The 21,760-nt window shown below is 74.3% G+C and carries 22 protein-coding genes; 6 read left to right on the top strand and 16 right to left on the bottom strand.

Annotated elements, in window-relative coordinates; translation table 11 throughout:
• Nucleotides 1-59 precede the first annotated feature (59 nt).
• A complete protein-coding gene (soxR, locus tag OG550_RS07665; protein WP_327675907.1) occupies nucleotides 60-671 on the top strand; it encodes a redox-sensitive transcriptional activator SoxR in 612 nt (203 codons plus the stop codon).
• A gap of 347 nt (nucleotides 672-1,018) precedes the next feature.
• Here soxR and OG550_RS07670 read toward each other — a convergent pair whose 3' ends face one another.
• The 5 genes from OG550_RS07670 to OG550_RS07690 are packed head-to-tail and all read right to left on the bottom strand — an operon-like array spanning nucleotide 1,019 to nucleotide 6,701.
• Nucleotides 1,019-1,996, bottom strand: a complete 978-nt coding sequence (locus OG550_RS07670) for an ABC transporter ATP-binding protein (protein WP_327675909.1) — start codon at nucleotides 1,994-1,996, stop codon at nucleotides 1,019-1,021.
• Nucleotides 1,993-2,994, bottom strand: a complete 1,002-nt coding sequence (locus OG550_RS07675; protein WP_327675911.1) for an ABC transporter ATP-binding protein — start codon at nucleotides 2,992-2,994, stop codon at nucleotides 1,993-1,995. Before OG550_RS07675 ends, OG550_RS07670 begins: the two co-directional genes overlap by 4 nt.
• Nucleotides 2,994-3,980 (bottom strand): ABC transporter permease, encoded by a 987-nt coding sequence (locus OG550_RS07680; RefSeq protein ID WP_327675912.1) that lies wholly within the window; start codon nucleotides 3,978-3,980, stop codon nucleotides 2,994-2,996. The genes OG550_RS07675 and OG550_RS07680 overlap by 1 nt, the downstream gene beginning before the upstream one ends.
• On the bottom strand, nucleotides 3,977-4,936 hold the full coding sequence (locus tag OG550_RS07685; protein ID WP_327675913.1) for an ABC transporter permease: 960 nt from the start codon (nucleotides 4,934-4,936) through the stop codon (nucleotides 3,977-3,979). The genes OG550_RS07680 and OG550_RS07685 overlap by 4 nt, the downstream gene beginning before the upstream one ends.
• A gap of 13 nt (nucleotides 4,937-4,949) precedes the next feature.
• Nucleotides 4,950-6,701, bottom strand: coding sequence for an ABC transporter substrate-binding protein (locus OG550_RS07690; RefSeq protein WP_327675914.1), 1,752 nt, complete (start codon nucleotides 6,699-6,701; stop codon nucleotides 4,950-4,952).
• 274 nt (nucleotides 6,702-6,975) lie between these two features.
• Between OG550_RS07690 and OG550_RS07695 the strand changes: the two genes are divergently transcribed.
• A complete protein-coding gene (locus OG550_RS07695; protein ID WP_327675915.1) occupies nucleotides 6,976-8,451 on the top strand; it encodes an aminopeptidase P family protein in 1,476 nt (491 codons plus the stop codon).
• Nucleotides 8,452-8,496: 45 nt separating this feature from the next.
• Here the strand turns inward: OG550_RS07695 and OG550_RS07700 are convergent, their stop codons facing one another.
• Together OG550_RS07700 and OG550_RS07705 are read right to left on the bottom strand one after the other, a co-directional pair.
• A complete protein-coding gene (locus tag OG550_RS07700; protein ID WP_327675916.1) occupies nucleotides 8,497-8,787 on the bottom strand; it encodes a helix-turn-helix domain-containing protein in 291 nt (96 codons plus the stop codon).
• Between the two features lie 35 nt (nucleotides 8,788-8,822).
• A complete protein-coding gene (locus tag OG550_RS07705; RefSeq protein WP_327675917.1) occupies nucleotides 8,823-9,194 on the bottom strand; it encodes a type II toxin-antitoxin system RelE/ParE family toxin in 372 nt (123 codons plus the stop codon).
• 129 nt (nucleotides 9,195-9,323) lie between these two features.
• Here OG550_RS07705 and OG550_RS07710 point away from each other — a divergent pair, with 129 nt between their 5' ends.
• On the top strand, nucleotides 9,324-9,734 hold the full coding sequence (locus OG550_RS07710) for a MerR family transcriptional regulator (RefSeq protein ID WP_327675918.1): 411 nt from the start codon (nucleotides 9,324-9,326) through the stop codon (nucleotides 9,732-9,734).
• Here the strand turns inward: OG550_RS07710 and OG550_RS07715 are convergent.
• The 3 genes from OG550_RS07715 to OG550_RS07725 all read right to left on the bottom strand — a co-directional run bounded on the left by OG550_RS07715 (nucleotide 9,694) and on the right by OG550_RS07725 (nucleotide 12,754).
• Nucleotides 9,694-10,734 carry a nitronate monooxygenase gene (locus OG550_RS07715; protein WP_327675919.1) on the bottom strand — a complete coding sequence of 347 codons (1,041 nt, stop codon included), beginning with the start codon at nucleotides 10,732-10,734 and terminating at the stop codon, nucleotides 9,694-9,696. The two genes, OG550_RS07710 and OG550_RS07715, sit on opposite strands and share 41 nt — an antisense overlap.
• 83 nt (nucleotides 10,735-10,817) lie before the next feature.
• On the bottom strand, nucleotides 10,818-11,474 hold the full coding sequence (locus tag OG550_RS07720; protein ID WP_327675920.1) for a response regulator transcription factor: 657 nt from the start codon (nucleotides 11,472-11,474) through the stop codon (nucleotides 10,818-10,820).
• The gene (locus tag OG550_RS07725; protein ID WP_327675921.1) at nucleotides 11,471-12,754 is read right to left on the bottom strand and encodes a sensor histidine kinase; all 1,284 of its coding nucleotides are present in this window, start codon (nucleotides 12,752-12,754) and stop codon (nucleotides 11,471-11,473) included. The genes OG550_RS07720 and OG550_RS07725 overlap by 4 nt, the downstream gene beginning before the upstream one ends.
• Before the next feature lie 174 nt (nucleotides 12,755-12,928).
• On the opposite strand from OG550_RS07725, the gene OG550_RS07730 reads away from it, so the two are divergent.
• Together OG550_RS07730 and OG550_RS07735 are read left to right on the top strand one after the other, a co-directional pair.
• Nucleotides 12,929-14,005 (top strand): ABC transporter permease, encoded by a 1,077-nt coding sequence (locus tag OG550_RS07730; RefSeq protein ID WP_327675922.1) that lies wholly within the window; start codon nucleotides 12,929-12,931, stop codon nucleotides 14,003-14,005.
• Nucleotides 14,002-14,682, top strand: coding sequence for an ABC transporter ATP-binding protein (locus OG550_RS07735; protein ID WP_327675923.1), 681 nt, complete (start codon nucleotides 14,002-14,004; stop codon nucleotides 14,680-14,682). Before OG550_RS07730 ends, OG550_RS07735 begins: the two co-directional genes overlap by 4 nt.
• Nucleotides 14,683-14,694: 12 nt before the next feature.
• Here OG550_RS07735 and OG550_RS07740 read toward each other — a convergent pair whose 3' ends face one another.
• From OG550_RS07740 to OG550_RS07750, 3 genes are all read right to left on the bottom strand, one after another.
• A complete protein-coding gene (locus OG550_RS07740; protein WP_327675924.1) occupies nucleotides 14,695-15,291 on the bottom strand; it encodes a Uma2 family endonuclease in 597 nt (198 codons plus the stop codon).
• Nucleotides 15,292-15,388: 97 nt separating this feature from the next.
• Nucleotides 15,389-16,102 (bottom strand): GntR family transcriptional regulator, encoded by a 714-nt coding sequence (locus OG550_RS07745; RefSeq protein WP_327675925.1) that lies wholly within the window; start codon nucleotides 16,100-16,102, stop codon nucleotides 15,389-15,391.
• A gap of 164 nt (nucleotides 16,103-16,266) precedes the next feature.
• Nucleotides 16,267-17,274, bottom strand: coding sequence for an NAD(P)-dependent oxidoreductase (locus OG550_RS07750; protein ID WP_327675926.1), 1,008 nt, complete (start codon nucleotides 17,272-17,274; stop codon nucleotides 16,267-16,269).
• Between the two features lie 106 nt (nucleotides 17,275-17,380).
• On the opposite strand from OG550_RS07750, the gene OG550_RS07755 reads away from it, so the two are divergent.
• On the top strand, nucleotides 17,381-17,959 hold the full coding sequence (locus OG550_RS07755) for a TetR/AcrR family transcriptional regulator (RefSeq protein WP_327675927.1): 579 nt from the start codon (nucleotides 17,381-17,383) through the stop codon (nucleotides 17,957-17,959).
• A 387-nt stretch (nucleotides 17,960-18,346) separates the two neighbouring features.
• Here the strand turns inward: OG550_RS07755 and OG550_RS07760 are convergent, their stop codons facing one another.
• Genes OG550_RS07760 through OG550_RS07770 form a run of 3 tightly spaced genes read right to left on the bottom strand, consistent with a single transcriptional unit; the run spans nucleotide 18,347 to nucleotide 21,758 of the window.
• Nucleotides 18,347-19,351, bottom strand: coding sequence for an ornithine cyclodeaminase family protein (locus OG550_RS07760; protein ID WP_327675928.1), 1,005 nt, complete (start codon nucleotides 19,349-19,351; stop codon nucleotides 18,347-18,349).
• Nucleotides 19,348-20,385 carry a proline racemase family protein gene (locus OG550_RS07765; RefSeq protein WP_327675929.1) on the bottom strand — a complete coding sequence of 346 codons (1,038 nt, stop codon included), beginning with the start codon at nucleotides 20,383-20,385 and terminating at the stop codon, nucleotides 19,348-19,350. Before OG550_RS07765 ends, OG550_RS07760 begins: the two co-directional genes overlap by 4 nt.
• Nucleotides 20,385-21,758, bottom strand: coding sequence for an aldehyde dehydrogenase family protein (locus tag OG550_RS07770; protein ID WP_327683730.1), 1,374 nt, complete (start codon nucleotides 21,756-21,758; stop codon nucleotides 20,385-20,387). The genes OG550_RS07765 and OG550_RS07770 overlap by 1 nt, the downstream gene beginning before the upstream one ends.
• Nucleotides 21,759-21,760: the final 2 nt, after the last annotated feature.

Genomic DNA, 21,760 nt, shown 5'->3' on the forward strand with positions numbered 1-21,760 from the left:
TAGTTCAAGAGAACTTGAAGTCAAGGGCTCGACACGCACAGCAGCAGCGAGAGGTCGCCGTGACCCCCACGCCTCCCACGCCCCCTGCGGCCGGCACGACGCCCGCGGCCGGAGGCACACCCGCGGCCGGCGCGACCCGGCGGCCGGGCGACCTGCTGAGCGTGGGCGAGGTGGCCCGCCGGAGCGGCGTGGCGCCCTCCGCCGTGCGGTTCTACGAGGAGCAGGGGCTGATCGTCTCCGAGCGGTCCGCCGGCAACCAGCGGCGCTACCACCGGCACGTGCTGCGCCGGCTCTCGCTGGTCCTGGTCGCCAAACGGCTCGGCATCCCGCTGGCCGAGGTCGCCGAGGTGTTCGAGGGCCTGCCCGCCGACCGGATGCCGGACAAGCGCGACTGGGAGCGGATCTCCCGCCGCTGGGCGGCGCTGCTCACGGCCCGGCGGCGCGAGATCGAGCGGCTGGAGCAGGAGCTGACGGGCTGCATCGGCTGCGGCTGCCTCTCGCTGCGCCGCTGCCGGGTGCTCAACCCGCAGGACTCGCTCGGCACCGACGGTCCGGGCCCGCGCCGTCTGCTGGACGACGAGTTCGACCCCGACGAGCCCGATGACCCCGACGAGCCTGACAAGCCCGACGAACAGGCCCGGCCGGCCGGGCAGCCCGGGCCGGAAGCGTAGTCCCCCGGCGCGCCGGACCCGCAGGACCGGCAGAACCTGCCGGACCTGCCGGACAACGCCGACGGGCCCGACGGATCCGCCGATCCCGTCGGGCCCGAGGGCGCCGGCACCGGTCCCGACGAGCGGTGACCGGCGTGGACCCGGCCGGGCGCGGCCCTCGTGAGGTTCCCCGCCGCGCCCGACCGGGGGCTTGGACGCGCGAGGACCCTGCCTCGCGCAGTTGGTCGCGCGAGGCCGCTGCCTCGCGCAGTTGGTGCCGTACCGCCCTCCGTGGGGGATCGGACGGTACGGCGGCTTCGGACGGCCGGGGCGCGCGGGGGCGCCCCGGACCGATCGCGGAGAGCGGCTCAGTTCTCCGGGAAGTGGCAAGCCGCCTCGCGCCCGCCGGCACCGGCGATCTGCAGCAGCGGACGCTCGGTCCGGCAGATCTCCTGGGCCTTCGGGCAGCGCGGGTGGAAGGTGCACCCGGGCGGCGGGGCGGCCGGGCTCGGCGGGTCGCCGAGCAGCACGATCCGCTCGCGCGCCCGTTCCGCGGCCGGGTCCGGCAGCGGGACGGCGGAGAGCAGCGCCTTCGTGTACGGGTGCGCCGGGTTGCCGTAGACCTGCTGCTTGTCGCCGATCTCGACGATCCGGCCGAGGTACATCACCGCGACCCGGTCGCAGACCCGCTTGACCACCGAGAGGTCGTGCGCGATGAAGATGTACGCCAGCCCCAGCTCCTTCTGGAGCTGCTCCATCAGGTTGACGACCTGGGCCTGGATGGAGACGTCCAGGGCGGAGACCGGCTCGTCGGCGACGACCAGCCGGGGCGAGGTGGCCAGCGAGCGGGCGATGCCGATCCGCTGCGCCTGGCCGCCGGAGAACTCGTGCGGGTAGCGGTCCAGGTGTTCGGGGATCAGCCCGACGAGCTCCATCAGCTCGGCGGCGCGCTTGCGCGCGTCGGCCGCGCCGGAGCCCTGGACCAGCAGCGGCTCGGAGATGATCCGGGCCACCGTCTGCCGGGGGTTGAGCGAGGAGTACGGGTCCTGGAACACCATCTGCAGGTCCCGCCGGTGCGGGCGCAGCTGGTTCTGGCTCAGGCCGCCGATCTCGGTGCCGTCGAACTTGACGGTGCCGGAGGTCGGGTCGATCAGCCGGACGACCATGCGCCCGGTGGTGGACTTGCCGCAGCCGGACTCGCCGACCAGGCCGAGGGTCTCACCGGCGCCGACGTCGAAGCTGACGCCGTCGACGGCGCGGACCAGCGGACCGGGCCGTCCGGTGCGGGAGCGCCGTCCGGGGAACGTCTTGACGAGGTCCCGGACGGACAGCAGGGGCTCGGTCATCCGAGGACTCCTTCCGGCACCAGCGGCAGGTGGCAGGCGGCTTGGTGGCCGGGGGCGAGCGGCCCGAAGGCCGGGCGTTCGGCCAGGCAGCGGGCGTGTTCCTCGGCGGTGGCGGCGGTGGTGCGGGCGCAGCGCGGGGCGAAGGAGCAGCCGGGGGCGGGGGCGATCAGCGACGGCGGGCTGCCGGGGATCGCCCGCAGCGGTGCGTCGTCGGTGTCGTCGAGGCGGGGCAGCGAGTCGAGCAGTCCGCGGGTGTACGGGTGCGCGGGGGCGCCGAACAGCCGGTCGACGGGGGCCTGTTCGGCGGCCCGGCCGCCGTACATGACCATAACCTCGTGGGCGACCCGGGCGACGACGCCGAGGTCGTGGGTGATCATCACGACGCCGAGGCCGCGCTCCTGCTGGATCCGGGCGATCAGATCGAGGATCTGGGCCTGGACGGTGACGTCGAGCGCCGTGGTGGGCTCGTCGGCGATCAGCAGTTCCGGTTCGCAGGCGAGTGCCATGGCGATCATCACGCGCTGGCGCATGCCGCCGGAGAACTGGTGCGGGTACTCGTCGACCCGGCGGGCCGGCTCGGGGATGCCGACCTCGGCCAGCATCTCGATCGCGCGCTCGCGGCCGGCCTTGCGGTTGGCCTTGAAGTGCACCCGGTAGTGCTCGGCGATCTGCTCCCCGACGGTGTAGAAGGGGTGCAGGCTGGACAGCGGGTCCTGGAAGATCATGGCGATCCGCCGGCCCCGGACGGTGCCGAGCTCCTTCTCCCCGAGGCCGTTGAGCTCCTGGCCGTTCAGCCGGATGGAGCCGGTGACGGCGGCGCCGCGGTGCAGGCCCATGACGGCGAGCGAGGTGACGGACTTCCCGCTGCCGGACTCGCCGACCAGGCCGAGGGTCTTCCCGGCCTCGACGGCGAAGGAGATGCCGTCGACGGCGCGGACGGTACCGCGCGGGGTGTTGAAGGAGACCCTGAGGTCGTCGACCTCCAGAAGGACGGTCATCAGTACCTCACTCTCGGGTCGACGTAGGCGTAGAGCACGTCGACCAGCAGGTTCGCGACGACGATGAAGAAGGCCGCGAGCAGGGTGACGCCGAGGATGATGGGCTGGTCGGAGCGGAGCAGGCCGTCGTAGAAGAGGCGTCCGACGCCGGGCAGGCCGAAGATCGACTCGGTGATGACGGCGCCGGCCAGCAGGCCGCCGAGGTCCATGCCGAAGATGGTGAGGATCGGCGTCATGCCGGAGCGCAGCCCGTGCTTGACGGTGACGGTCCGGGCCGGGAGCCCCTTGGCGCGGGCCGTGCGGATGTACGGCTCGGCCATGGTCTCGATCATCGAGTTGCGGCTCTGCCGGGCGTACATGGCCGCGTTGAGCAGGGCCAGGGCGATCCACGGCAGCAGCAGGTTGGAGGCCCATTCGAGCGGGCCGTCGGTGAACGCGTGGTACGCCGGGTAGGGCAGCAGGCCCATGGTCCGGACGACGCCCCAGATCAGCATGATCGAGGTGAAGTAGACCGGCAGCGAGGCGGTGCCGACCGAGAGCACCATCAGGGCGCGGTCGGCGAGGCTGCCCTTGCGCAGCGCCGAGGTGACACCGGCACCGAGGCCGAGGGCCAGCCAGAGCACGGACGCGCCGAGGGCGAGCGAGACGGAGACCGGCAGGCGGTCGACGAGCAGGTCCCAGACCGGCAGCGAGTACTCGTAGGAGTAGCCGAGACAGGGGAATCCGCAGTGCACGGCGCTCGGGCCGCTGCCGTAGTCGCGGCCGGCCACGATGCCGGCGAGGTAGGAGCCGAACTGTTCCCAGATCGGCGCGTCGAGGCCCATCGCGGCCTTGACCTCGGCGAGCCGCTCGGGGCTGCAGGTCTTGCCGCAGGCGGCCGCCGCCGGGTCGTTGGGCAGCAGGTAGAAGATGGTGAAGGTGATGGCGCAGATGGTCAGCAGGATGCCGGCCACGCCGATCAGCCGTCGGCCGAGGAAGAGGATCACGACCGGCCTCCCCGGGGGTCGAGGATGTCCCGCAGCGCGTCACCGAGGAGGGTGAAGGCGAGTACGGCGATGAAGAGGAAGGCCGTCGGGATCAGGAAGTACGTCGGGTCGATCTCGTAGTGGACGATGGACTCGGCGATCATCTGGCCCCAGGAGGCCGTGGGCGGGCGGACGCCGACGCCGAGGTAGGAGAGTGCGGCCTCGGTGGCGATCATGCCGGGGATCAGCAGCGTGGTGTACGCGATGATCGGGCCGGAGACGTTCGGCAGGATCTCCCGGGTGAGGATGCGCCAGGAGCGCGCGCCGCCCACCTTGGCGGCCTCGACGTACTCGCGGTGCTTGAGCGAGAGGGTCTGGCCGCGGACCACGCGGGCGATGCCGGGCCAGCCGAACAGGCCGATCACGACGGTCATCAGCAGGATCCGGTTGACGTCCTTGGCCACCGACATCATCGCGATCATGAAGATCAGCGAGGGGAACGACATCGTGAGGTCCATCAGCCGGGACAGCACGGTGTCGACGCGGCCGCCGAAGTAGCCGGCGGCGATGCCGGCGAGGGTGCCGGCGGCCACGACCAGGGCGGTGGCGGTGAAGGCGATGATCAGCGAGACCTGGCCGCCGTGCAGGACCCGGGCGAACAGGTCGCGGCCGGTGACCGGCTCGACGCCGAACCAGTGCCGGGCGCCGATGCCGCCGAAGTCGCCGATCGGCACGCCGCCCATGTACGGGTCGATGGCCCGCTTGTCGAACTCCTCGGGGGACCAGCCGCCGAGGGCGCTCAGCGGGCCGGCCAGGGCGGCCAGCAGCACCAGGACGCCGACCGTGATCAGGCCGAACCTGGCCGCGCCGCGGGCCCAGAGCTGGTCCCAGACCAGCCGCCAGGGCCCGCGCCCGGCCTTCGCGGGGCCCGCCGCCGCGACGGGCGCGGCGGCGGGCTCAGTGGAAGTACTACTCATTGCGAACGGTCCCTCAGCCCTGGCTCTTCGACGGGTCCTTGAGGCCGATGACGGCCATGTCGATCATGCCCGCGTAGCCGGAGTTGCCGAACGCGCCGGCCACGTTGGTGCCGACCAGCAGGGGGCGGCGCTGCCACATCAGCGGGACGGCGGGGGCCTTCTTCATCAGGTCCTCGTCCAGCTGCGACCAGGCCTTGTTAGCCTCGTTGACGTCCGTCATGGCCGCGATCTGGTCCATCCGGTCCATCGTGGCCTGGTCACGGAACTGGCTGTAGTTGCCCTGGTTGCCCTTCTCCTTGATGGTCCGGCCGTCGAAGAGGAACGGGAAGAAGGTCGCGGCGGACGGGTAGTCCGGGCACCAGCCCTGGATGAGCAGGTCGGGGGCGTTCTTGATGTCGCCGACGGTGTCCGCGAAGGCCGACGGGTCGACCGTGTTGACGGTGACCTGGATGCCGGACTTGCTCAGCGACTGCTGGAGGGCCTCGCCGCGGGTCTTGTCACCGAGGGAGACGGTGAGCGAGAGCTTGAGGTCGGTCTTGCCGGCCGCCTTCAGCAGCTCCTTGGCCTTCTCCGGGTCGCCGGTGGCCGGGATCTTCAGCGGGTCGGCCTTGGTGCCGCCGTTCAGCGACGGCGGCAGGAAGGAGGTGGCGACGTCGGCCATCGCGGGGCCGCCGAACGCGGTGACCTGGCTCTCCCGGTCGACGGCCCACATCATCGCCTCGCGGACCTTCGGGTCGTCGAACGGCGCCTTGGAGGTGTTCAGGTAGAGGCTGTCGGTACAGCCGGTGCGCTCGGCCACCATGCGGGCCTTGACGTCCGCCTTGGGCAGCACCTTCGGCACGGACTCGGGGCGCATCCACGGCATCTCGATGGCGGAGGCGTCGGCGCCGTCGCTGGCGATCACCCGGTCGTCGGCCTGGCCGCCCTTGAGGCCCTGGGTCACCACGATCTTGTCGGGGTAGGCCTTGCGGACCGGGTCGCTGGCGGCGTCCCAGTTGGTGTTGCGGACCAGCACGAGCTGCTTGCCGCGGTCGTAGGTCTCGATCTTGTACGGGCCGGAGGAGAACGGCCGGATGTCGTACTGGGTGCCCTTCTCCTGGGCCTGCGGCACCGGGGAGAAGGTCGGCAGGGTGGCGGTGTAGGCGAACTCGGCGACCGGGCGCTTGAGGCGGAAGACGATGGTCTTGTCGTCCGGCGTCTCGATGCTCGGCAGGTGCTCGCCGGTCAGCGGGCCCTTGTAGTTCTCGCCGCCGGCCAGGTACTGGACGGCGTAGTCGGGGCCGCCGGTGAGGTCCGGGGAGAAGGAGCGCTCGACGTTGTACTTGACGTCGGCGGACTTGATCGGGGTGCCGTCCTCGTACTTGAGGCCGTCCTTCAGGGTGAAGGTCCAGGTCTTGCCGCCGTCCGAGGGGCGGCCGGTGTCGGTGGCGAGGTCGGGGACGATCTCGTTGCCGGCGGCGCCCGGCTCGGCCTTGAAGGTCACCAGGGTGCGGTAGATCAGGCGGGTGCCGAAGTCCATGTGCGGCAGCACCCAGTTGCGGGCCGGGTCGAGGTGGGCGAAGTCCTGGTTGGTCAGCACGGTGAGGGTGCCGCCCTTGACCGGCGTGCCGCCGATGATCGTGCCGCTCTCGGCACCCGGGCCCTTGGTGGAGCTCGGCGCGGCGTCCCCGCCGGTGTCGCTCTTGTCCTTCGCACAGGCCCCGAGGCCGAGGGTCAGTGTCGCCGCAATGGCCGCCGCGAGGGCCGCCTGGGTACGCCTGGTCATGTGCAACTCCGCTGTGGGGGGGCCAGCCGTAACGGCCCGTCGTCCGCCCCGGGGTGATCCGGGACCCTGCCGGGAGGGCGACCTCAGGGGGTCTAGCCGCTCCGTGGTGTGACCCGTAACATAGTAATGTGAAATTGCACTGCACAAGAGGTGACGCGACCCGTTACCGAGCTGTGTCCGTGCCGCCCCCTCGCCCCGATCGGCCGACGCCCAACCCGCAAGGCTCCGATCAGGGAAACCCCGTTCCAGGAAGCCCCGCTTAGGAGTACCCCCGGTGACCCTCCGTCAGACCGGCCTCAACACCGGCAGCCACGACCTCCCCGTCTCCCCCGCCCTCAACGCCTTCATGGGCACCTCCTGGGCCCCGACCCCGCTCCCCGCCGAGAACCGGGTCCCCGCCCACGCCGCCCTGCCCGGCCGCCACGCCCGGCTCTCCGCCGCCTTCCCCGGCGAGCGCCTGATCGTCCCCGCCGGCCGGCTGAAGGTCCGCAGCAACGACTGCGACTACCGCTTCCGCCCGCACAGCGCCTACGCCTGGCTCACCGGCCTCACCGGCGAGGACCAGGTCGGCCACGTCATCGTCCTGGAGCCCACCGGCCCCGAGGGCCACGAGCCCGTCCTCTACCTGCGCCCCCGCTCCGTCCGCGGCGGCGACCCGGTCCGCGGCGCCGAGTTCTTCCGGGACCGCCGCTACGGCGAGTTCTGGGTCGGCCGGCGCCCCGACCTCGACGAGGCCGCCCGGCTCACCGGCGTGCGCGCCGAGCACCTCGACGACCTCGACAAGCTGCTCGCCGGCCCCCAGCCCGCCACCCGCGTCCTCGCCGGCGTCGACTCCGAGCTCGACACCGCCGCCGGCCGCCCCGGCGCCGCCGCGCGGATCGACTCCGACGCCGCCCTGGCCGCCGTCCTCTCCGAGCTGCGCCTGGTCAAGGACACCTGGGAGGTGGAGCAGCTCCAGCTCTCCGTCGACCACACCGTGCTCGGCTTCGAGGACGTCGTCCGCGCACTGCCCGCCGCGTTCCGCCACCACCGCGGCGAGCGCTGGATCGAGGGCGTCTTCAACCTGCGCGCCCGCGCCGAGGGCAACGGCACCGGCTACGAGACCATCGCCGCCTCCGGCGCGCACGCCTGCGTGCTGCACTGGATCCGCAACGACGGCGCCCTCGACCCGAACGCGCTGCTGCTGCTGGACGCCGGTGTGGAGACCGACACCCTCTACACCGCCGACATCACCCGCACCCTCCCGCTGAACGGCACCTTCACCGCGGTCCAGCGCCAGGCCTACGAGCTGGTCCTGGCCGCCCAGCAGGCCGGCATCGACACCCTGCGCCCGGGCGCCCGCTTCCGCGACTTCCACACCGCCGCCGCGCGCGTCATCGCCGAGGGCCTCGCCGACTGGGGCATCCTGCCGGTCTCCGCCGAGGAGGCCCTGGCCGACGACAGCGGCCTCTACCGCCGCTACACCCTCTGCGGCACCGGCCACATGCTCGGCCTCGACGTCCACGACTGCGCCAAGGCCCGCGCCGAGACCTACCTCGACGGCGTCCTGGAGGAGGGCCACGTCCTCACCGTCGAGCCCGGCCTCTACCTCCAGCCCGACGACGAGACCCTCCCGGCGGAGCTGCGCGGGATCGGCATCCGGATCGAGGACGACCTCGTCATCACCTCCGACGGGGCCCGCCTGATGTCCGGCGCCCTGCCGCGCACCGTCGACGGCATCGAGTCCTGGATGGCCGGCCTGCTCGCCTGACCGGCACCGGCCCGGCCCGCGACGGCCCGGCCCGCGGCAGGGGGATCAGGCGACCTTGATCGTCCGGTCCCCCTGCCGCACGGTGACCTCCACCTCGCCCCCGATCGCGGCGGCGTACGCCCGCAGGTTGTCCAGGCTGTCCACCTGCCCGTGCTCGATCTGCGAGACCCGCGCCTGGCTCACCCCCAGCACCCCGGCCACCTCCTTCTGCGTCAGCCCCGCCTTCCGCCGCAGCTCGGCCAGCTCGTACCCGCGGATCCGCGCCAGCGTCTCCCGCCGGATCCGCGCCCGGTCCGCCACCGCCTCCGGCGAAGCCAGCGCGGGAAACCGCTCCATGGCCTCCGCCCGCACCTCAGTCCAGCTCCGGCCCTTCATGCCCACTCGCCCTCTCGCCGTTCCCCGACGTACGTTGCGTACCGCTCCTCCGCCAGGGGAATGGCTTTCTCGTACCATTCCGACCAACGACCTGACTTGTCCCCTGCCACGAGGATGATCGCCTCCCGCTGCTTGTCGAAGACGAACAGCATCCGTACCTCGCTTGCGCCGGCCGAGCCCGGCCTCAGTTCCTTGAGGTTGTGCAGACGGCTCCGGTGGATCCGGTCCACCGCAGGACGCCCCAGGGTCGGACCTTCCTCGGCGAGCAGATCGAGCGCTTCCAGGATGTTGCCCGCAGTCTTCGGGTCGTCCTCGCAGATCCGCAAGTACCACTCCTCCACCGGGGCCAGCAGTGTGATCTCCCACATGGCACCGACTTAAGTACGCGCTTATACGGTACCGCTCGGATTCCACTGCGAACCACCCCTGCGGGGGATGGTGCTGCCCGGCGTGCACGCCCCGGTGGTGCGCCCTGGCGCGATGGGATGATCGGCTGCATGACTGGAGCCGGTACGGAGATGCTGACGCCCGCCGAGGCGGTGGAGCGGTCGGGGTTCAGCCTCGACACCTTGCGGTACTACGAGCGGATCGGCCTGCTGGACGCCGTGCAGCGGGACCGCACCGGGCGGCGCCTGTTCAGCGAGCACGACCTCGCCTGGCTCGGCATGCTGCGGTGCCTGCGGGACACCGGCATGCCGATCGCGGGCATGCTGCGGTTCACCGAACTCGCACGCGCCGGGGACGCCACGGTCGCCGAGCGGCTGGCCGTGCTGGAGGAGCACGACGCCCGGGTCGAGGCGCAGATCGCCCACCTGCGGCGGCAGCAGGGCCACATCCGCCGCAAGATCGGCCACTACCGCTCCGTGCTCACCGACCAGCCCCGCGAGCCTGCCGCCACAGCTCCTTGACGAGCTCCGCCGCCGGACCGACGAGCGCCGCCCGGTGGCCCGTCCCGGCCCACAGGTGCATCGCCCCGGTGTCCCCCCGCCGGGCCGCCGCCGCGCGCAGCGGCGCCGTCAGGTGGTGCACCTCCGGGTAGGCGGCCGGGGCGTACGGCCCGTACCGGTCGATGAACGCGTTGCGCAGGCCGCGCGCCGGGCGGCCGGTGAACGCCCTGGTCACCGCCGTCTCGTCGAACTCCGTGAGCGCCGCCCGGTGCGCCGCCGACGCCCCGGACTCGTCCGCGCGCAGCAGCGCCGTCCCGAGCTGGACGGCGACCGCCCCGGCCCGCAGTGCGCCCGCGACCGCGGGGCCGTCCGCCAGCCCGCCGGCGGCGATCAGCGGCAGTCCGGTCACCGCCCGTACGGCGGCGAGCAGGTCGAGCAGCGGCCGGTCCCCCGGCAGGTCCGCCGCCCGGTGGGTGGCCCGGTGCCCGCCGGCCTCCGGCCCCTGCACGCAGAGCGCGTCCATCCCGACGGCCTCGGCCCGCCGCGCCTCCTCGGGGGTGGTCACGGTGCCGACCTGGAACGTGCCCGCCGCCCGCAGCGCCCGCGCCTCCTCGGCGGAGGGCAGCCCGAAGGTGTAGGACACCACCGGGACGGGGTCGGCGAGCAGTGCGGCGACCTTGGCGTCCCAGTCGTCCCGGTCGGGTGCGACCTCCTCCGGCAGCGAGACGCCGTGCCGCTGCGCCTCCGGCCGGAGCCGGTCCCGGTAGGCGGCGACGGCCGCCGGGTCGCCCGGCCCGGCGGGCACGAAGAGGTTGACGCCGAAGGGGCGGTCCGTGGTCTCCCGGACCAGGCGGACCTGTTCGGCCACGGCGGCGGCGCTCTTGTAGCCGGCGGCCAGGAAGCCGAGTCCGCCCGCCCCGTTCACCGCGGCGACCAGCTCCGGCGTGGACGCCCCGCCCGCCATCGGGGCGGCGATCACGGGCACGGCGAGTCGGTCGAGTTCGTCGGGTCGGACGGCCATCCGGGGATCCTCCACCCACGTGTCACAGCGCGGCTCGAACGGCCACCACCCTACGCCCCGGCGGGTCCGGGCCCGGCGCCGGATCAGCCCCCCGCCCCGCGCCGGATCAGCCCCCTGGCCCGCGCCTCCCGGACCGCCGCCGTGCGCGACTCCACCCCCAACTTGGTGTAGACGTGCACCAGGTGCGACTTCACGGTGGCCTGGCTCAGGTGCAGCTCGCGGCTGATCTGCTGGTTGGTCAGCCCGTCGGCGACCAGCCCCAGCACCTCGGTCTCGCGGGCGCTGAGCGCGGCCGCGGGCGTCCGCATCCGCTCCAGCAGCCGGTCCGCCACGGTGGCCGCCAGCGCCGTCCGCCCGGCCGCGGCGGCGCGGACCGCCCTGGCCAGCTCCTCCGGCGGCGCGTCCTTCAGCAGGTACCCGGTGGCACCGGCCTCCAGTGCCGGCAGGGTGTCGGCGTCGCTGTCGTACGTGGTGACGACCAGCACCCGCGGCGCCCCCTCGCCCCGGGCGGTGATCGCGGCGGTGGCCTGGGCGCCGTTCATCGCCGCCCCCGGCCCGAACTGGAGGTCCATCAGGACCACGTCGACGCCCGGGTCCGCCGCCAGTTCGACGGCCCGCTCGGCGGTCGCGGCCTCCGCGACGATCGCGAAGTCCGGTTCGCTCTCCAGGACGGCCCGCAGCCCGGCCCGGACCACGGGGTGGTCGTCGGCGAGCAGCAGGCGGATCACGCCGTCGGTCATGCGGGTTCCTCCGTCGTGGCGGCGGGCACCGGCAGCAGCACGGCCAGCGCCGTACCCTCCCCCGGGGCGGACTCGACCGCGAAGGTGCCGCCGAGCGCCCTGGCCCGGGCCCGCATCGACGGCAGCCCGAACCCGCCGCCCCCTGCCGCACCCGCACCCGTCCCCGAAGCCGTACCCGCGTCCGGGCCCGAGCCCGGGCCCGGACCCACGCCCGGGCCCGCTCTCGTGCCCACCGCCGCCGGGTCGAAGCCCGCCCCGTCGTCCACCAGGTCCAGCGCGACCTCCCCCGCCATGAAGCTGAGCGTCATCTCCGCACGGCCGGCCCCCGCGTGCTGCACCGCGTTGCCGAGCGCCGACTGCGCGATCCGCAGCAGCGCCACCTCGTGCGGCACGGGCAGCCGGACCCTCTCCCCGGAGACGTGCAGCCGCACCGGCAGCCCGCTGTGCGCCGTGGTCGTGGCGCAGAGCCGCTCCAGGGCGTCGGGCAGCGAGCCGCTCTCCAGGTCGGCCGGGGTTAGCCCGCGGACGAAGCGGCGCGCCTCGGCGAGGTTGTCCTGGGCGGCCTGCCGGGCCTGTTCGACGTACTCCGCGGCGGGCCCGGTCCGCTCGGGCAGGGCCCGCTGCGCGGCCCGGAGCAGCAGCTGGATGCTGGAGAGGCTCTGCGCGAGGGTGTCGTGGATCTCCCGGGCGAGCCGTTCGCGTTCCGCGAGGACGCCGGCCGCGTGGTGGGCGGCGGCGAGGTCGGCGCGGGCGGCGGTCAGCTCGTCGATGAGGCGGCGCCGTTCCTCGCTCTCCCGGTAGAGCGCCTGGTAGCCGAGGACGGTCGCGGTGGCGACGGCGGCCCCCAGCAGCGGCCCGATCGCGGCCGCGACGCTGGCGGCGTGCTGGTGCGCCGAGTAGGCGGTGATGGCGGCGACCGCGGTGAGCAGCACCGCGGCCGGCCCGGCCCGGCGGCCGAGCAGGTGGAGTTGGAGGAAGTACAGCGGGAAGGCCAGCCAGACCCCGTCCGGGGTGGCGACGAGCACGCCCGCCCAGGTGAGGCCGAGCAGCGCCAGCCAGAGCCCGGCGGCCCGGCGGGAGCGGCCGACGGCGCCGATCAGCGGTCCGGCCGCGTAGACGGCGGCCATCGCGGTCGCCGCCGCGGCGACGGCCGCGAGGTCGGCGCCCCGGCCGGCGGCGGCCCGCGCGACGGCGAGCGCGAGCAGTCCCGCCACCAGCAGGTGCAGACAGGCCCGGAGTGCTCGGGCGACGGGGGTGGTTCGTGGTCGTTCGGTCGCCATCCGTCCAGGGTAGGGTCCGCGGCGCCGTCGGGCATCAATCAAAAGGTTGAACTCCGCTTCGGCCCTTCGATGCGGAGGATCCAATCCCCGGTGCGATGCCCGGGCACCCCCGTCTCGACCACTCTGGTCAGTGTCGGAAGCCGCGTCGGGAAGCATCGGGAAGTAGGGCCGAAGGTGTTCGTCGCCTGGAGGGACCTGGGGTTCGCCAAGGGGCGGTTCGCCCTGATGGGAACCGTCATCGTACTGATCACCGTGCTGGTCGGCCTGTTGTCGGGCCTGACCGCCGGGCTGGGCCGGCAGAACACCTCGGCGATCACCGGGCTGCCCGCCGACCACCTGGCCTTCGCCAGGCCGGCCGACGGGCAGAAGCTGTCGTTCACCGACTCCCAGCTGTCCGCCGAGCAGTGGCAGGGCTGGGCCCGGACCCCGGGCGTCGCCTCCGCGGAGCCGCTCGGCATCACCACCACCAAGGCGGCGGCCGGGGCGCGCACCGCGGCGCTCTCCGTGTTCGGCGTGCCGGACGGTTCGGCGCTGGCACCGCAGGGCGCGCTGCTCGGCCCCGGCCGGGCGGTGCTGTCGCAGACCGCGGCGGAGGACCTCGGCGGACTGCGCCCGGGTGACGCGTTCACCCTCGCGGGGCGACCGCTGACGGTCGCGGCGGTGGCGGGCGACGCCTCGTACAGCCACACCCCGGTCGTCTGGGCGAGCCTCGCCGACTGGCAGCAGGCCGCCCCGGGCGGCGCCGGCCACTCCACCGTGATCGCGCTCACCACCGCTCCGGGCGCCGACCTGGCCGCCGCCGACGCCCTCCTCGGCACCGAGACGCGCAGCAGGGCGGACGCGCTCTCCGCGATCGGCTCCTACACCTCCGAGAACGGCTCGCTCCAGCTGATGCGCGGCTTCCTGTTCGCCATCTCGGCCCTGGTGATCGGCGCCTTCTTCACCGTCTGGACGATCCAGCGCAGCGGCGACATCGCCGTCCTGAAGGCGCTCGGCGCCTCCACCCGCTACCTGCTGCGGGACGCCCTGGGCCAGGCGGTGGTGCTGCTCGTCCTGGGCACCGCCGCCGGCACGGCGATCGCGGCCGGTCTCGGCGCGCTGATCGGCCCGGCGGTGCCGTTCGTCCTGGACGCGCCGACCGTGCTCGTCCCGGCCGCCGTGATGATCGCGCTCGGCGCGGTCGGCGCGGCCCTGTCCGTCCGCCGGATCACCGCCGTCGACCCGCTGACCGCCCTGGGGAGTGCCCGATGACCCTGCACCTCGACCGCGTCACCCTCACCTACCCGGACGGCGACGGCCGGCTGACCGCCCTGGACGAGGTCTCGCTGACCGTCCCGAAGGGCACGGTCACGGCGGTGGTGGGCCCGTCCGGCTCCGGCAAGTCCAGTCTGCTGGCGGTGGCCGCGACGCTGATCGCCCCGGACTCCGGCCGGGTGGTGGTGGACGGCGTGGAGACGGCCGGGCTGGACCGCAGCGCGCTCACCGCACTGCGGCGGGACCGGATCGGCATCGTCTTCCAGCAGCCCAACCTGCTGCCCTCGCTCACCGCCGCCGAACAGCTCCAGGTGATGGCCCACCTGGACGGCCGCTCCCCGCGGGCCGCCCTGCCCCGGGCGCTGGAGCTGCTGGACGCGGTCGGCCTCCGCGGGCAGGCGGCCCGGCGGCCGCACCAGCTCTCCGGCGGTCAGCGCCAGCGCGTCAACATCGCCCGCGCGCTGATGAACGACCCCACCATGCTGCTGGTGGACGAGCCGACCAGCGCCCTCGACCACGAGCGCGGGGCGGCGGTCCTGGACCTGTTGACCGCCCTCACCCACCGGCGGGCGACGGCCACCGTGCTGGTCACCCACGACCGGACCCACCTGACGGCGGTCGACCAGGTCGCCGAGGTCCGCGACGGCCGGCTGACCGTCCCAGCGGCGGTCTGACCCCGGCTGCCGCTACTTCTTGGCCGCGAGCACGTCGTCCACCGACAGCGTCACCGGTGCCCCGATCGACTCGGGCAGCGTGAACGACTGCCCGGGGTGGTGGACGGCGTGCACGCGGTAGTCCCCGCCCTGCGGGTCGGTGAGCACCATGACCCGCTGGTTCGTCCGGTCCACGATCACGTAGACCGGGACCCCGGCGGAGGCGTAGGCGGCGGGCTTCTTCTTGAGGTCGTCACCCAGGTTCGACGACGTGACCTCGACGACGAGCCGGAAGACCACCGGGTCGTAGCAGTTGTGCTCGACGAGGTGGTCGTCGCTGTTCGCGTCGAGGATCGCCAGGTCGGGCACGGCGAAGTCCGACGGCCCGTCCGGCAGCCAGATCCCGACGTTCTGGAAGACCTCCGTCTCCTCGCCGTCCAGACCTGCCGCGAACAGCCGGCGCATGAGCCGGGTCAGCGATCGGCCGTGCTGCATGTCGGGCGGCGGGGTCACGGTGATCTGGCTCCCGATGATCTCGACCCGGTAGCCGGTGAACTGGTCGGAGATCAGCTCGGCCACTTCGAGCAGGCTCGGCTGCTCCACGGGTCCTTCCACGGTGGCGGCGGACACGGAGTTCCTCCTCGCTGCCGATGTCGGGAACATCATCGTAGGACCGGGGGCCCTCCCCCGGCCCGATCACCGCAACTCACCCGAACGGGCGACTCCCCTACCGCGCCCGCAGCCGAAGCGCCGGACGGGCCTCCTCCGCCGCCTCCTCCTGGCCCTCCGCCCACAGCGAGCGGACGTGGCTGAGGTGGCGGGACATGCAGTCCTCGGCGCCGGGGGCGTCACCGGAGATCATCAGGTCGAGCAGCGCCAGGTGCTCCTCCGCCGAGGACACCAGCTCGCCGCGCTCGGCGAGGCGGTTGAGGCCGTAGAGGCGGGAGCGCTTGCGCAGGTCCCCGACGACCTCCACCAGGCGGGCGTTGCCGGCCAGCCCGAGCAGGTCGAGGTGGAACTGGCGGTCGGCCTCCAGGTAGCCGATCAGGTCGTGCTTGCCGGCCGCGACGACGATCGCCTCGGCCTGCGGGCGCAGCGCCTCCAGCTGCTCGGCGGTGGCGGAGCGGGTGACCCGGCCGATCGTCGGGACCTCGATCAGGGCGCGGATCTCGGTGAAGTCGTCGAGGTCCCGCTCGGTCAGCTCGGTGACCCGGAAGCCCTTGTTGCGGACGGCCTCGACCAGGCCCTCGCGGGCGAGGTCGAGCATGGCCTCGCGGACGGGGGTGGCGGAGACGCCGAAGTCGGCGGCGAGCGCGGGCGCGGAGTAGACCACTCCGGGGCGGAGTTCACCGGAGATCAGGGCCGCGCGGAGCGCGTGGGCGACCTGGTCGCGCAGCCTCTCCTGGACGGAGATCAGGGTGCGGGGTTTGAGGTCGGCCATGGTGTTCCTCCGAGTGGGTGCAGAACACCAGCGTACAATGTCACGTTACGTTGAGTGTGCAACAGTCCGTGATTCGGAGGGCCCGTCGGCGACCGGATCCCGCGCCGGGCCCCATCGTGACAGGGCCGCCGACCGGTGGCAACGGTCGGCGGCCCCCGACCGCGTCACTCTCCGGCCGGATCCCCCGTTCCGGCTCCCTTGAACAGCCCGATCAGGCTGGTCGCGCTGGACCCGCCGTGCCCGGCCTCGACGCCCCGCCGGAAGGTGTCGGCGAGCAGCCGGGGCAGCGCGCCGTCCACGCCGGAGGCCTCCACCGTGTGCCGGACGTGTTCGAGGCTGGCGAGGCCCATGGTGAGCCGGTCGACGTCGCCCGCGTGGTGCCCGGCGGCGATGCGGGGGGCGTAGAACGCCAGGAAGCCGGGCATCGAGGCGGCCGTCGAGGTGGCGTAGGGCAGGAACTCCTCGGCCGAGATGCCGTTGGCCTCCGCGACGGCGGTGGCGTGCAGGTAGCCGGCCAGCGAGGTCCAGAAGAGGTCCATCTGGATCTGGTAGTACAGCTGGGCGAGCCCGGGGTCGTCGCCCCGGTAGTCGGCGCCGGTGAGCACCTCCAGGGCGGCCCGGTGCTCCCGGAAGCGCTCGACCGGGCCGCTGTAGAAGGTGGCCGACTCCGGCTTCCCGATGCCGGAGGGCGGCACCTGTACGCCGCCGGTGAGGTGGGCGGCGCCGTGTTCGGCGAGCCGGCGGGCCGCCTCCCGGGCGCGCTCGGGGGTGTCCGAGCTGAGGTTGACGACGGTCTTCCCGTGCAGGGCGGGTCCGGCGGCGGCGAGGACGTCGAACACCGCGTCGTAGTCGGTCAGGCTGAGCACGACGAGGTCGTTGGCGGCCACGGCCTCGACCGCGCCCGGCGCGAGGACGGCGCCGCGGGCGACGAGGTCGTCGGCCCGGCCGGCGGTCCGGTTCCACACCGTGACGGCGTACCCGGCGTCCAGGTAGGCGGCGGCCATCGCCCGCCCCATCGGCCCGAGGCCGATCAGGGTGACGGATCGCCCGGCCGCGCCCGCCCCGGACCCGGCCCGCTCAGTGCGCTCGACGCCCTCGGCGTGCTTCTCGACGTCCTCGACGTGCTCGACGTGCTTCTCGGTGTGCTCGGTGTGCTGTGCGGCGGCAGGCATGGAAGTCCCCTCCGAAGGGCTCGCTAGAACGAACGCTCTATCCAGGAAGGAAGCTAGCACAGCACTGGAACGAACGCTCTATTTATCGATCGGCTAGACTCGCGCCGTGAAGACGACCACCACCGGCACCCGTGAGCGGATCGTCCGGGCCACCTCCCGACTGCTCCAGCGCCAGGGTTACGAGGGCACCGGCATCAAGCAGATCTCCCGCGAGGCGGAGGCCACCCTCGGCTCCGTCTACCACTTCTTCCCGGGCGGCAAGCAGGAGCTGGCCGCCGAGGCGATCCGCCACGGCGACCAGGAGTTCGCCGACCTGCTCCGCGCCGGGCTGGACAGCACGGCCGACCCGGCCGAGGCGGTCGTCGCCTGCACCCGGCTGCTCGCCGACGCGCTGCGCGAGTCCGAGTGGCAGGACGGCTGCCCGATCACCACCACCGCGCTGGAGACGGTCGGCCGGGTACCGGTCATCGAGGAGGCCGTCGCCGAGGCGTTCGCCCACTGGCGCGCCGTCGTCGAGGAGAAGCTGCACGGCTCCGGGATCGGCCTCACCGACGCCCGCGAACTCGCCGCCACCGTCATCAACACCCTGGAGGGCGCGGAGCTGGCCGCCCAGGTGGCCCGCAGCGAGGAGCCGCTCCACCTCACCGGCCGCCACCTGGCCCGGCTGATCGCCACCTACCGGTAGCCGGGGGGCGGCGGCGACCGCCCGAACCGGACCCCGCCCCCGACCGGCCCCTCCCCCGCTCCGCCGACCGACCCCGCCCGACCGCGGGCCCCACTCCGCCGACCGGCCCCGGACACGCGAAAGCGGCCGACGTCGCCGGGGATCCCTCCCAGCTCGTCGGCCGCAGCCCCGGCCCCACCGCAGAGCGGTCGACCGGGTTCCCGCATGAACGGGCCCGGGTGCCGCCACCACCGGACCGGCGGCGGCACCCGGGCCCCTTCACCAGGACCCTCCGGGGGCGGGTCGCCCCGCCCCCGGTGCACCGGGCGCGCCGGCCGCACCGGACACGCCCGGTCCACCGGGTCCGGGCCCCGGGGAGCGCCAGACCCCCGGGACCCCGTTCGGGGATCAGCGCGAACCGCGCCGATGCACCTCCGCCGCCACCGCGAGGTCCTGCCAGGCCATCCCCACGCTCTTGAAGAACCGGGGACGGTCCGTCGGCACCGGCGCCTCGCCGCGCACCAGCTCGGCCAGGTTGGCCGGCCGGTCGGCCGCCGTGACGCCCGCCATCAGCAGGTCGCCGGCCTCCCGCAGGGCGGCGGACCGCGCCTCCACGTACAGGGCGGACCGGCCGACCAGCACCTCGTCCACCTCGCGGGCGTCCACCTCGTGCGAGCCGACCGCCGCGACCGCCGCCCGGTCCGGCACCAGCGCGCCGTCGAACAGCGGGGTGCGCGCCGTGGTGCAGCAGACCACCACGTCCGCGTCGGCCACGTCGGCCGGCGTGCCGAGGGCCGCGGCGAGGCCGAGCGCCCGGGCGTACTGGGCGAGCGCCTCGGCCGGGCCCTCGCTGCGGGCGACCACCGTGACCCGGGTCAGCGGCAGGACGTCGACCAGCGCGTCCAGGTGCCCGTACGCCTGCGGACCGGCCCCGAACAGGACGAGGTGCGCGGCGTCCGGCGCGGCCAGCCGGCGCAGCGCGGCCGCGGTGACGGCGGGCGTGCGCAGCGCGGTGAGCGCGGCACCGTCGAGCAGGGCGACGGGCTGCAGGGTGGGACCGTCGAGCAGCAGGTAGCTGCCGGTGATCCGGGGCAGTCCGGCGGCCGGGTTGGCGGGTGCGACTCCGGCGATCTTGACGCCGGTGTACGCGGCGGAGGCGGCCGGCATCAGCAGCAGTTCGCCGGCCGGGACGGGCATCGCCGAGCGGGCGGGCCCGGCCTCCGGGTCCAGGCCGTCGAGCAGCACCCGTTCGATCGCGGCGACGGCCTGGGCGGGCGTCAGTTCGACGACGCCCTGGCCGACCGGCTCGACCGGACCGGCCTGCGCCGCCCGGCCGTCGCCCGGCGCGGCGGACCGGAGCGGCTCGGCCTCCGCGCCGGGCGGCACGGGGGTCCCTCCGAGGTCGTCCGTCACAGCAGGAACCCCGTTCCGAGCCCGTCCTGCGGGTCGAGCAGGAAGCGGTGCTCGCCCGTGCGGTGGGCGGTGCCGGTCACCTCGGTGACCACGCCGTCGCCCCACGGGTCGCCGCCGGCCAGGACCCGCCCGTCGAACACCGTCCCGACGATCGACTCGTGCCGCAGCTGCTGCCCGGGCGCGAGCCGGCCCTCGGCGGCGAGCACGGCCAGCCGGGCCGAGGTGCCGGAGCCGCACGGCGAGCGGTCGATCTGCCCGTCCGCGAAGACGGTGACGTTCCGCTGGTTCAACCCGCCGTCCTCGCTGGGGAGTTCGTCGTACAGGATGACGCCGTAGACGCCCGAGAGCCGCTGGTCGACGGGGTTGCGGACGGCGGGCGAGTCGGCCAGCGCGGCCTGGATCTCCCGCCCGGCCGCGGTGATCTCGGGCAGCTGCTCCAGGGTGACCGAGAGCCCCAGCGCGGCAGCCGGGAGCGAGGCGTAGCAGGCCCCGGCGTGCGCGACGGCCACCTCGACGGTGCCGCGCGAGGTCTCGACCGGGAGCTTGAGCTCGCCCACCCAGGCGGGCACGTTGCGGAAGGTCACCCCGGTGGTCCGCCCGCCGCTGCGGTGCACCAGTGCGGTGACCCGGCCGGACGGGACGTCGATCCGCACCCGGGCGACGCCGTACTCCGGCGCCGCGACGAGCCCGGAGTCCACCGCCCAGGCGCCGAGCGCGATGGTGCCGTGGCCGCAGGCCGTCGAGTAGCCGTCCTTGTGCCAGAAGAGCACGCCGAGGTCGGCCTCGTCGTCGTCCGGCGGCACCAGGAACCCGCCGTACATCCCGGCGTGCCCGCGCGGTTCACGGGTGAGCAGGCGGCGCACCTCGTCCAGCGTGCTGGGCCGGGGCGAGGTGGCGGTGCCGCCCGCGCCGATCGCGATCGCCCGGCGCTCGGCGACGGTGTCGCCCGGGATCACCGGGGCTCCGCCGACCACGATCCGGAACGGCTCGCCGGCCGTGTGGTAGTCGACCGTGTCGACGTGGTCGACCGGCATCAGGCACCGCCGGCCGGCAGCAGGGTGACCGTGCGGCCCTGGGTGTAGAAGTCGAGCGCCGCCTGGCCCTGCTCCCGCGCGCCGTGGCTGGCGCCCTTGGCGCCGCCGAACGGCAGGTGGAAGTCGACGCCGCTGGACGGCGCGTTGACCCGGATCATGCCCGCGTCGAGCCGGTCGGCGACGGCGAGCGCGACGTCCAGGCTGCGGGTGTGCACCGAGGCGGCCAGCGTGTACGGGGTGTCGTTGGCGAGCGCGATCGCCTCGTCCAGGTCGGCCGCGGCGTGCAGGACGGCGATCGGGCCGAAGAACTCCTCGCGCCGCAGCGGGTGCCCGTCCGGCACGTCGGCGACCAGCGTCGGGTCGAGGTACCAGCCGGCCCGGTCCGGCACGCCGCCGCCGGTCAGCACCTCGGCGCCGGCCTCCCGGGCGGAGGCGAGGGCCTCGGTGATCTGGTCCCGCGAGGCGGCGTTGATGACCGGCCCGCAGGCCGCGTCGTCCACCTGCGCGAGGGCCTTGACCAGCGCGGCGCGCAGCGGCTCGTAGGCCTCGCCGACGGCGATCACCCGGCTGGTGGCGGTGCACTTCTGGCCGGCGTACCCGGCGATCGCCGCGGCCAGGTGGGCGGCGGCCTGGTCGAAGTCGGCGTCCGGCAGGACGAGCGCCGCGTTCAGCCCGCCGAGTTCGGCCTGGACCGGGATGCCGCGCTCGGTGGCGGTCCGGACGACCTGGCGGCCGACGCCGGTGGAGCCGGTGAAGGAGACCACGTCGGCCGCGCCGACCAGGGTCCCGCCCTCGGCGCCGCCGCCCGGCAGCACGGTGAAGACGTCCTCGGGGAGTCCGGCCTCGGCGACCAGCTCGGCGAGCCGGCGGGCGCAGCCGATCGCCTCCGAGGACGGCTTGAGCACCACGGTGTTGCCGACGGCCAGCGCCGGGGCGGCCTTCCAGGTGGGGATCGCCAGCGGGAAGTTCCACGGGGTGATCAGTCCGGCCACCCCGTACGGGCGGCGGCGGGTGAGCAGCAGCCCGGGGCCGCCGGCGGTCTCGTGCACGGCGCCGGAGGCCGCGTACGGCGCCTGCGCGTAGTACCGCCAGATCGCGGCGGTGCGGGCCACCTCGCCGCGCGCCTCGGCGAGGGGCTTGCCGACCTCGCGCACGACCAGCGCGGCCAGCTCCTCGGCGTGCGCCTCGACCGCGTCCGCGATCCGGGTGAGCGCGGCCGAGCGGCCGCCGGCTCCGGCCGCGAGCCACCCGGGCTGCGCGGCGCGGGCGCGGGCGACGGTGGCCTCGACGGCCTCGGCGCCGGGGGCGGGCGCCTCGGCGACGAGGTCCGCGGGGTCGGCGGGGTTGTACGAACGGATCGTCACAGCAGGCAGCC

It is taken from the genome of Kitasatospora sp. NBC_00458 (genome assembly GCF_036013975.1).
Classification (GTDB): Bacteria; Actinomycetota; Actinomycetes; order Streptomycetales; family Streptomycetaceae; genus Kitasatospora.

Bases quoted from the DNA above. Each gene is read 5' to 3' on its own strand.
- OG550_RS07735 (WP_327675923.1), top strand. From the start codon at position 14,002: ATGACCCTGCACCTCGACCGCGTCACCCTCACCTACCCGGACGGCGAC.
- OG550_RS07705 (WP_327675917.1), bottom strand. From the start codon at position 9,194: ATGTGGGAGATCACACTGCTGGCCCCGGTGGAGGAGTGGTACTTGCGG.
- OG550_RS07750 (WP_327675926.1), bottom strand. From the start codon at position 17,274: ATGCCTGCCGCCGCACAGCACACCGAGCACACCGAGAAGCACGTCGAG.
- OG550_RS07725 (WP_327675921.1), bottom strand. From the start codon at position 12,754: ATGGCGACCGAACGACCACGAACCACCCCCGTCGCCCGAGCACTCCGG.
- OG550_RS07690 (WP_327675914.1), bottom strand. From the start codon at position 6,701: ATGACCAGGCGTACCCAGGCGGCCCTCGCGGCGGCCATTGCGGCGACA.
- OG550_RS07700 (WP_327675916.1), bottom strand. From the start codon at position 8,787: ATGGAGCGGTTTCCCGCGCTGGCTTCGCCGGAGGCGGTGGCGGACCGG.
- OG550_RS07720 (WP_327675920.1), bottom strand. From the start codon at position 11,474: ATGACCGACGGCGTGATCCGCCTGCTGCTCGCCGACGACCACCCCGTG.
- OG550_RS07685 (WP_327675913.1), bottom strand. From the start codon at position 4,936: ATGAGTAGTACTTCCACTGAGCCCGCCGCCGCGCCCGTCGCGGCGGCG.
- OG550_RS07670 (WP_327675909.1), bottom strand. From the start codon at position 1,996: ATGACCGAGCCCCTGCTGTCCGTCCGGGACCTCGTCAAGACGTTCCCC.
- OG550_RS07765 (WP_327675929.1), bottom strand. From the start codon at position 20,385: ATGCCGGTCGACCACGTCGACACGGTCGACTACCACACGGCCGGCGAG.
- OG550_RS07710 (WP_327675918.1), top strand. From the start codon at position 9,324: ATGACTGGAGCCGGTACGGAGATGCTGACGCCCGCCGAGGCGGTGGAG.
- OG550_RS07675 (WP_327675911.1), bottom strand. From the start codon at position 2,994: ATGACCGTCCTTCTGGAGGTCGACGACCTCAGGGTCTCCTTCAACACC.
- OG550_RS07745 (WP_327675925.1), bottom strand. From the start codon at position 16,102: ATGGCCGACCTCAAACCCCGCACCCTGATCTCCGTCCAGGAGAGGCTG.
- OG550_RS07715 (WP_327675919.1), bottom strand. From the start codon at position 10,734: ATGGCCGTCCGACCCGACGAACTCGACCGACTCGCCGTGCCCGTGATC.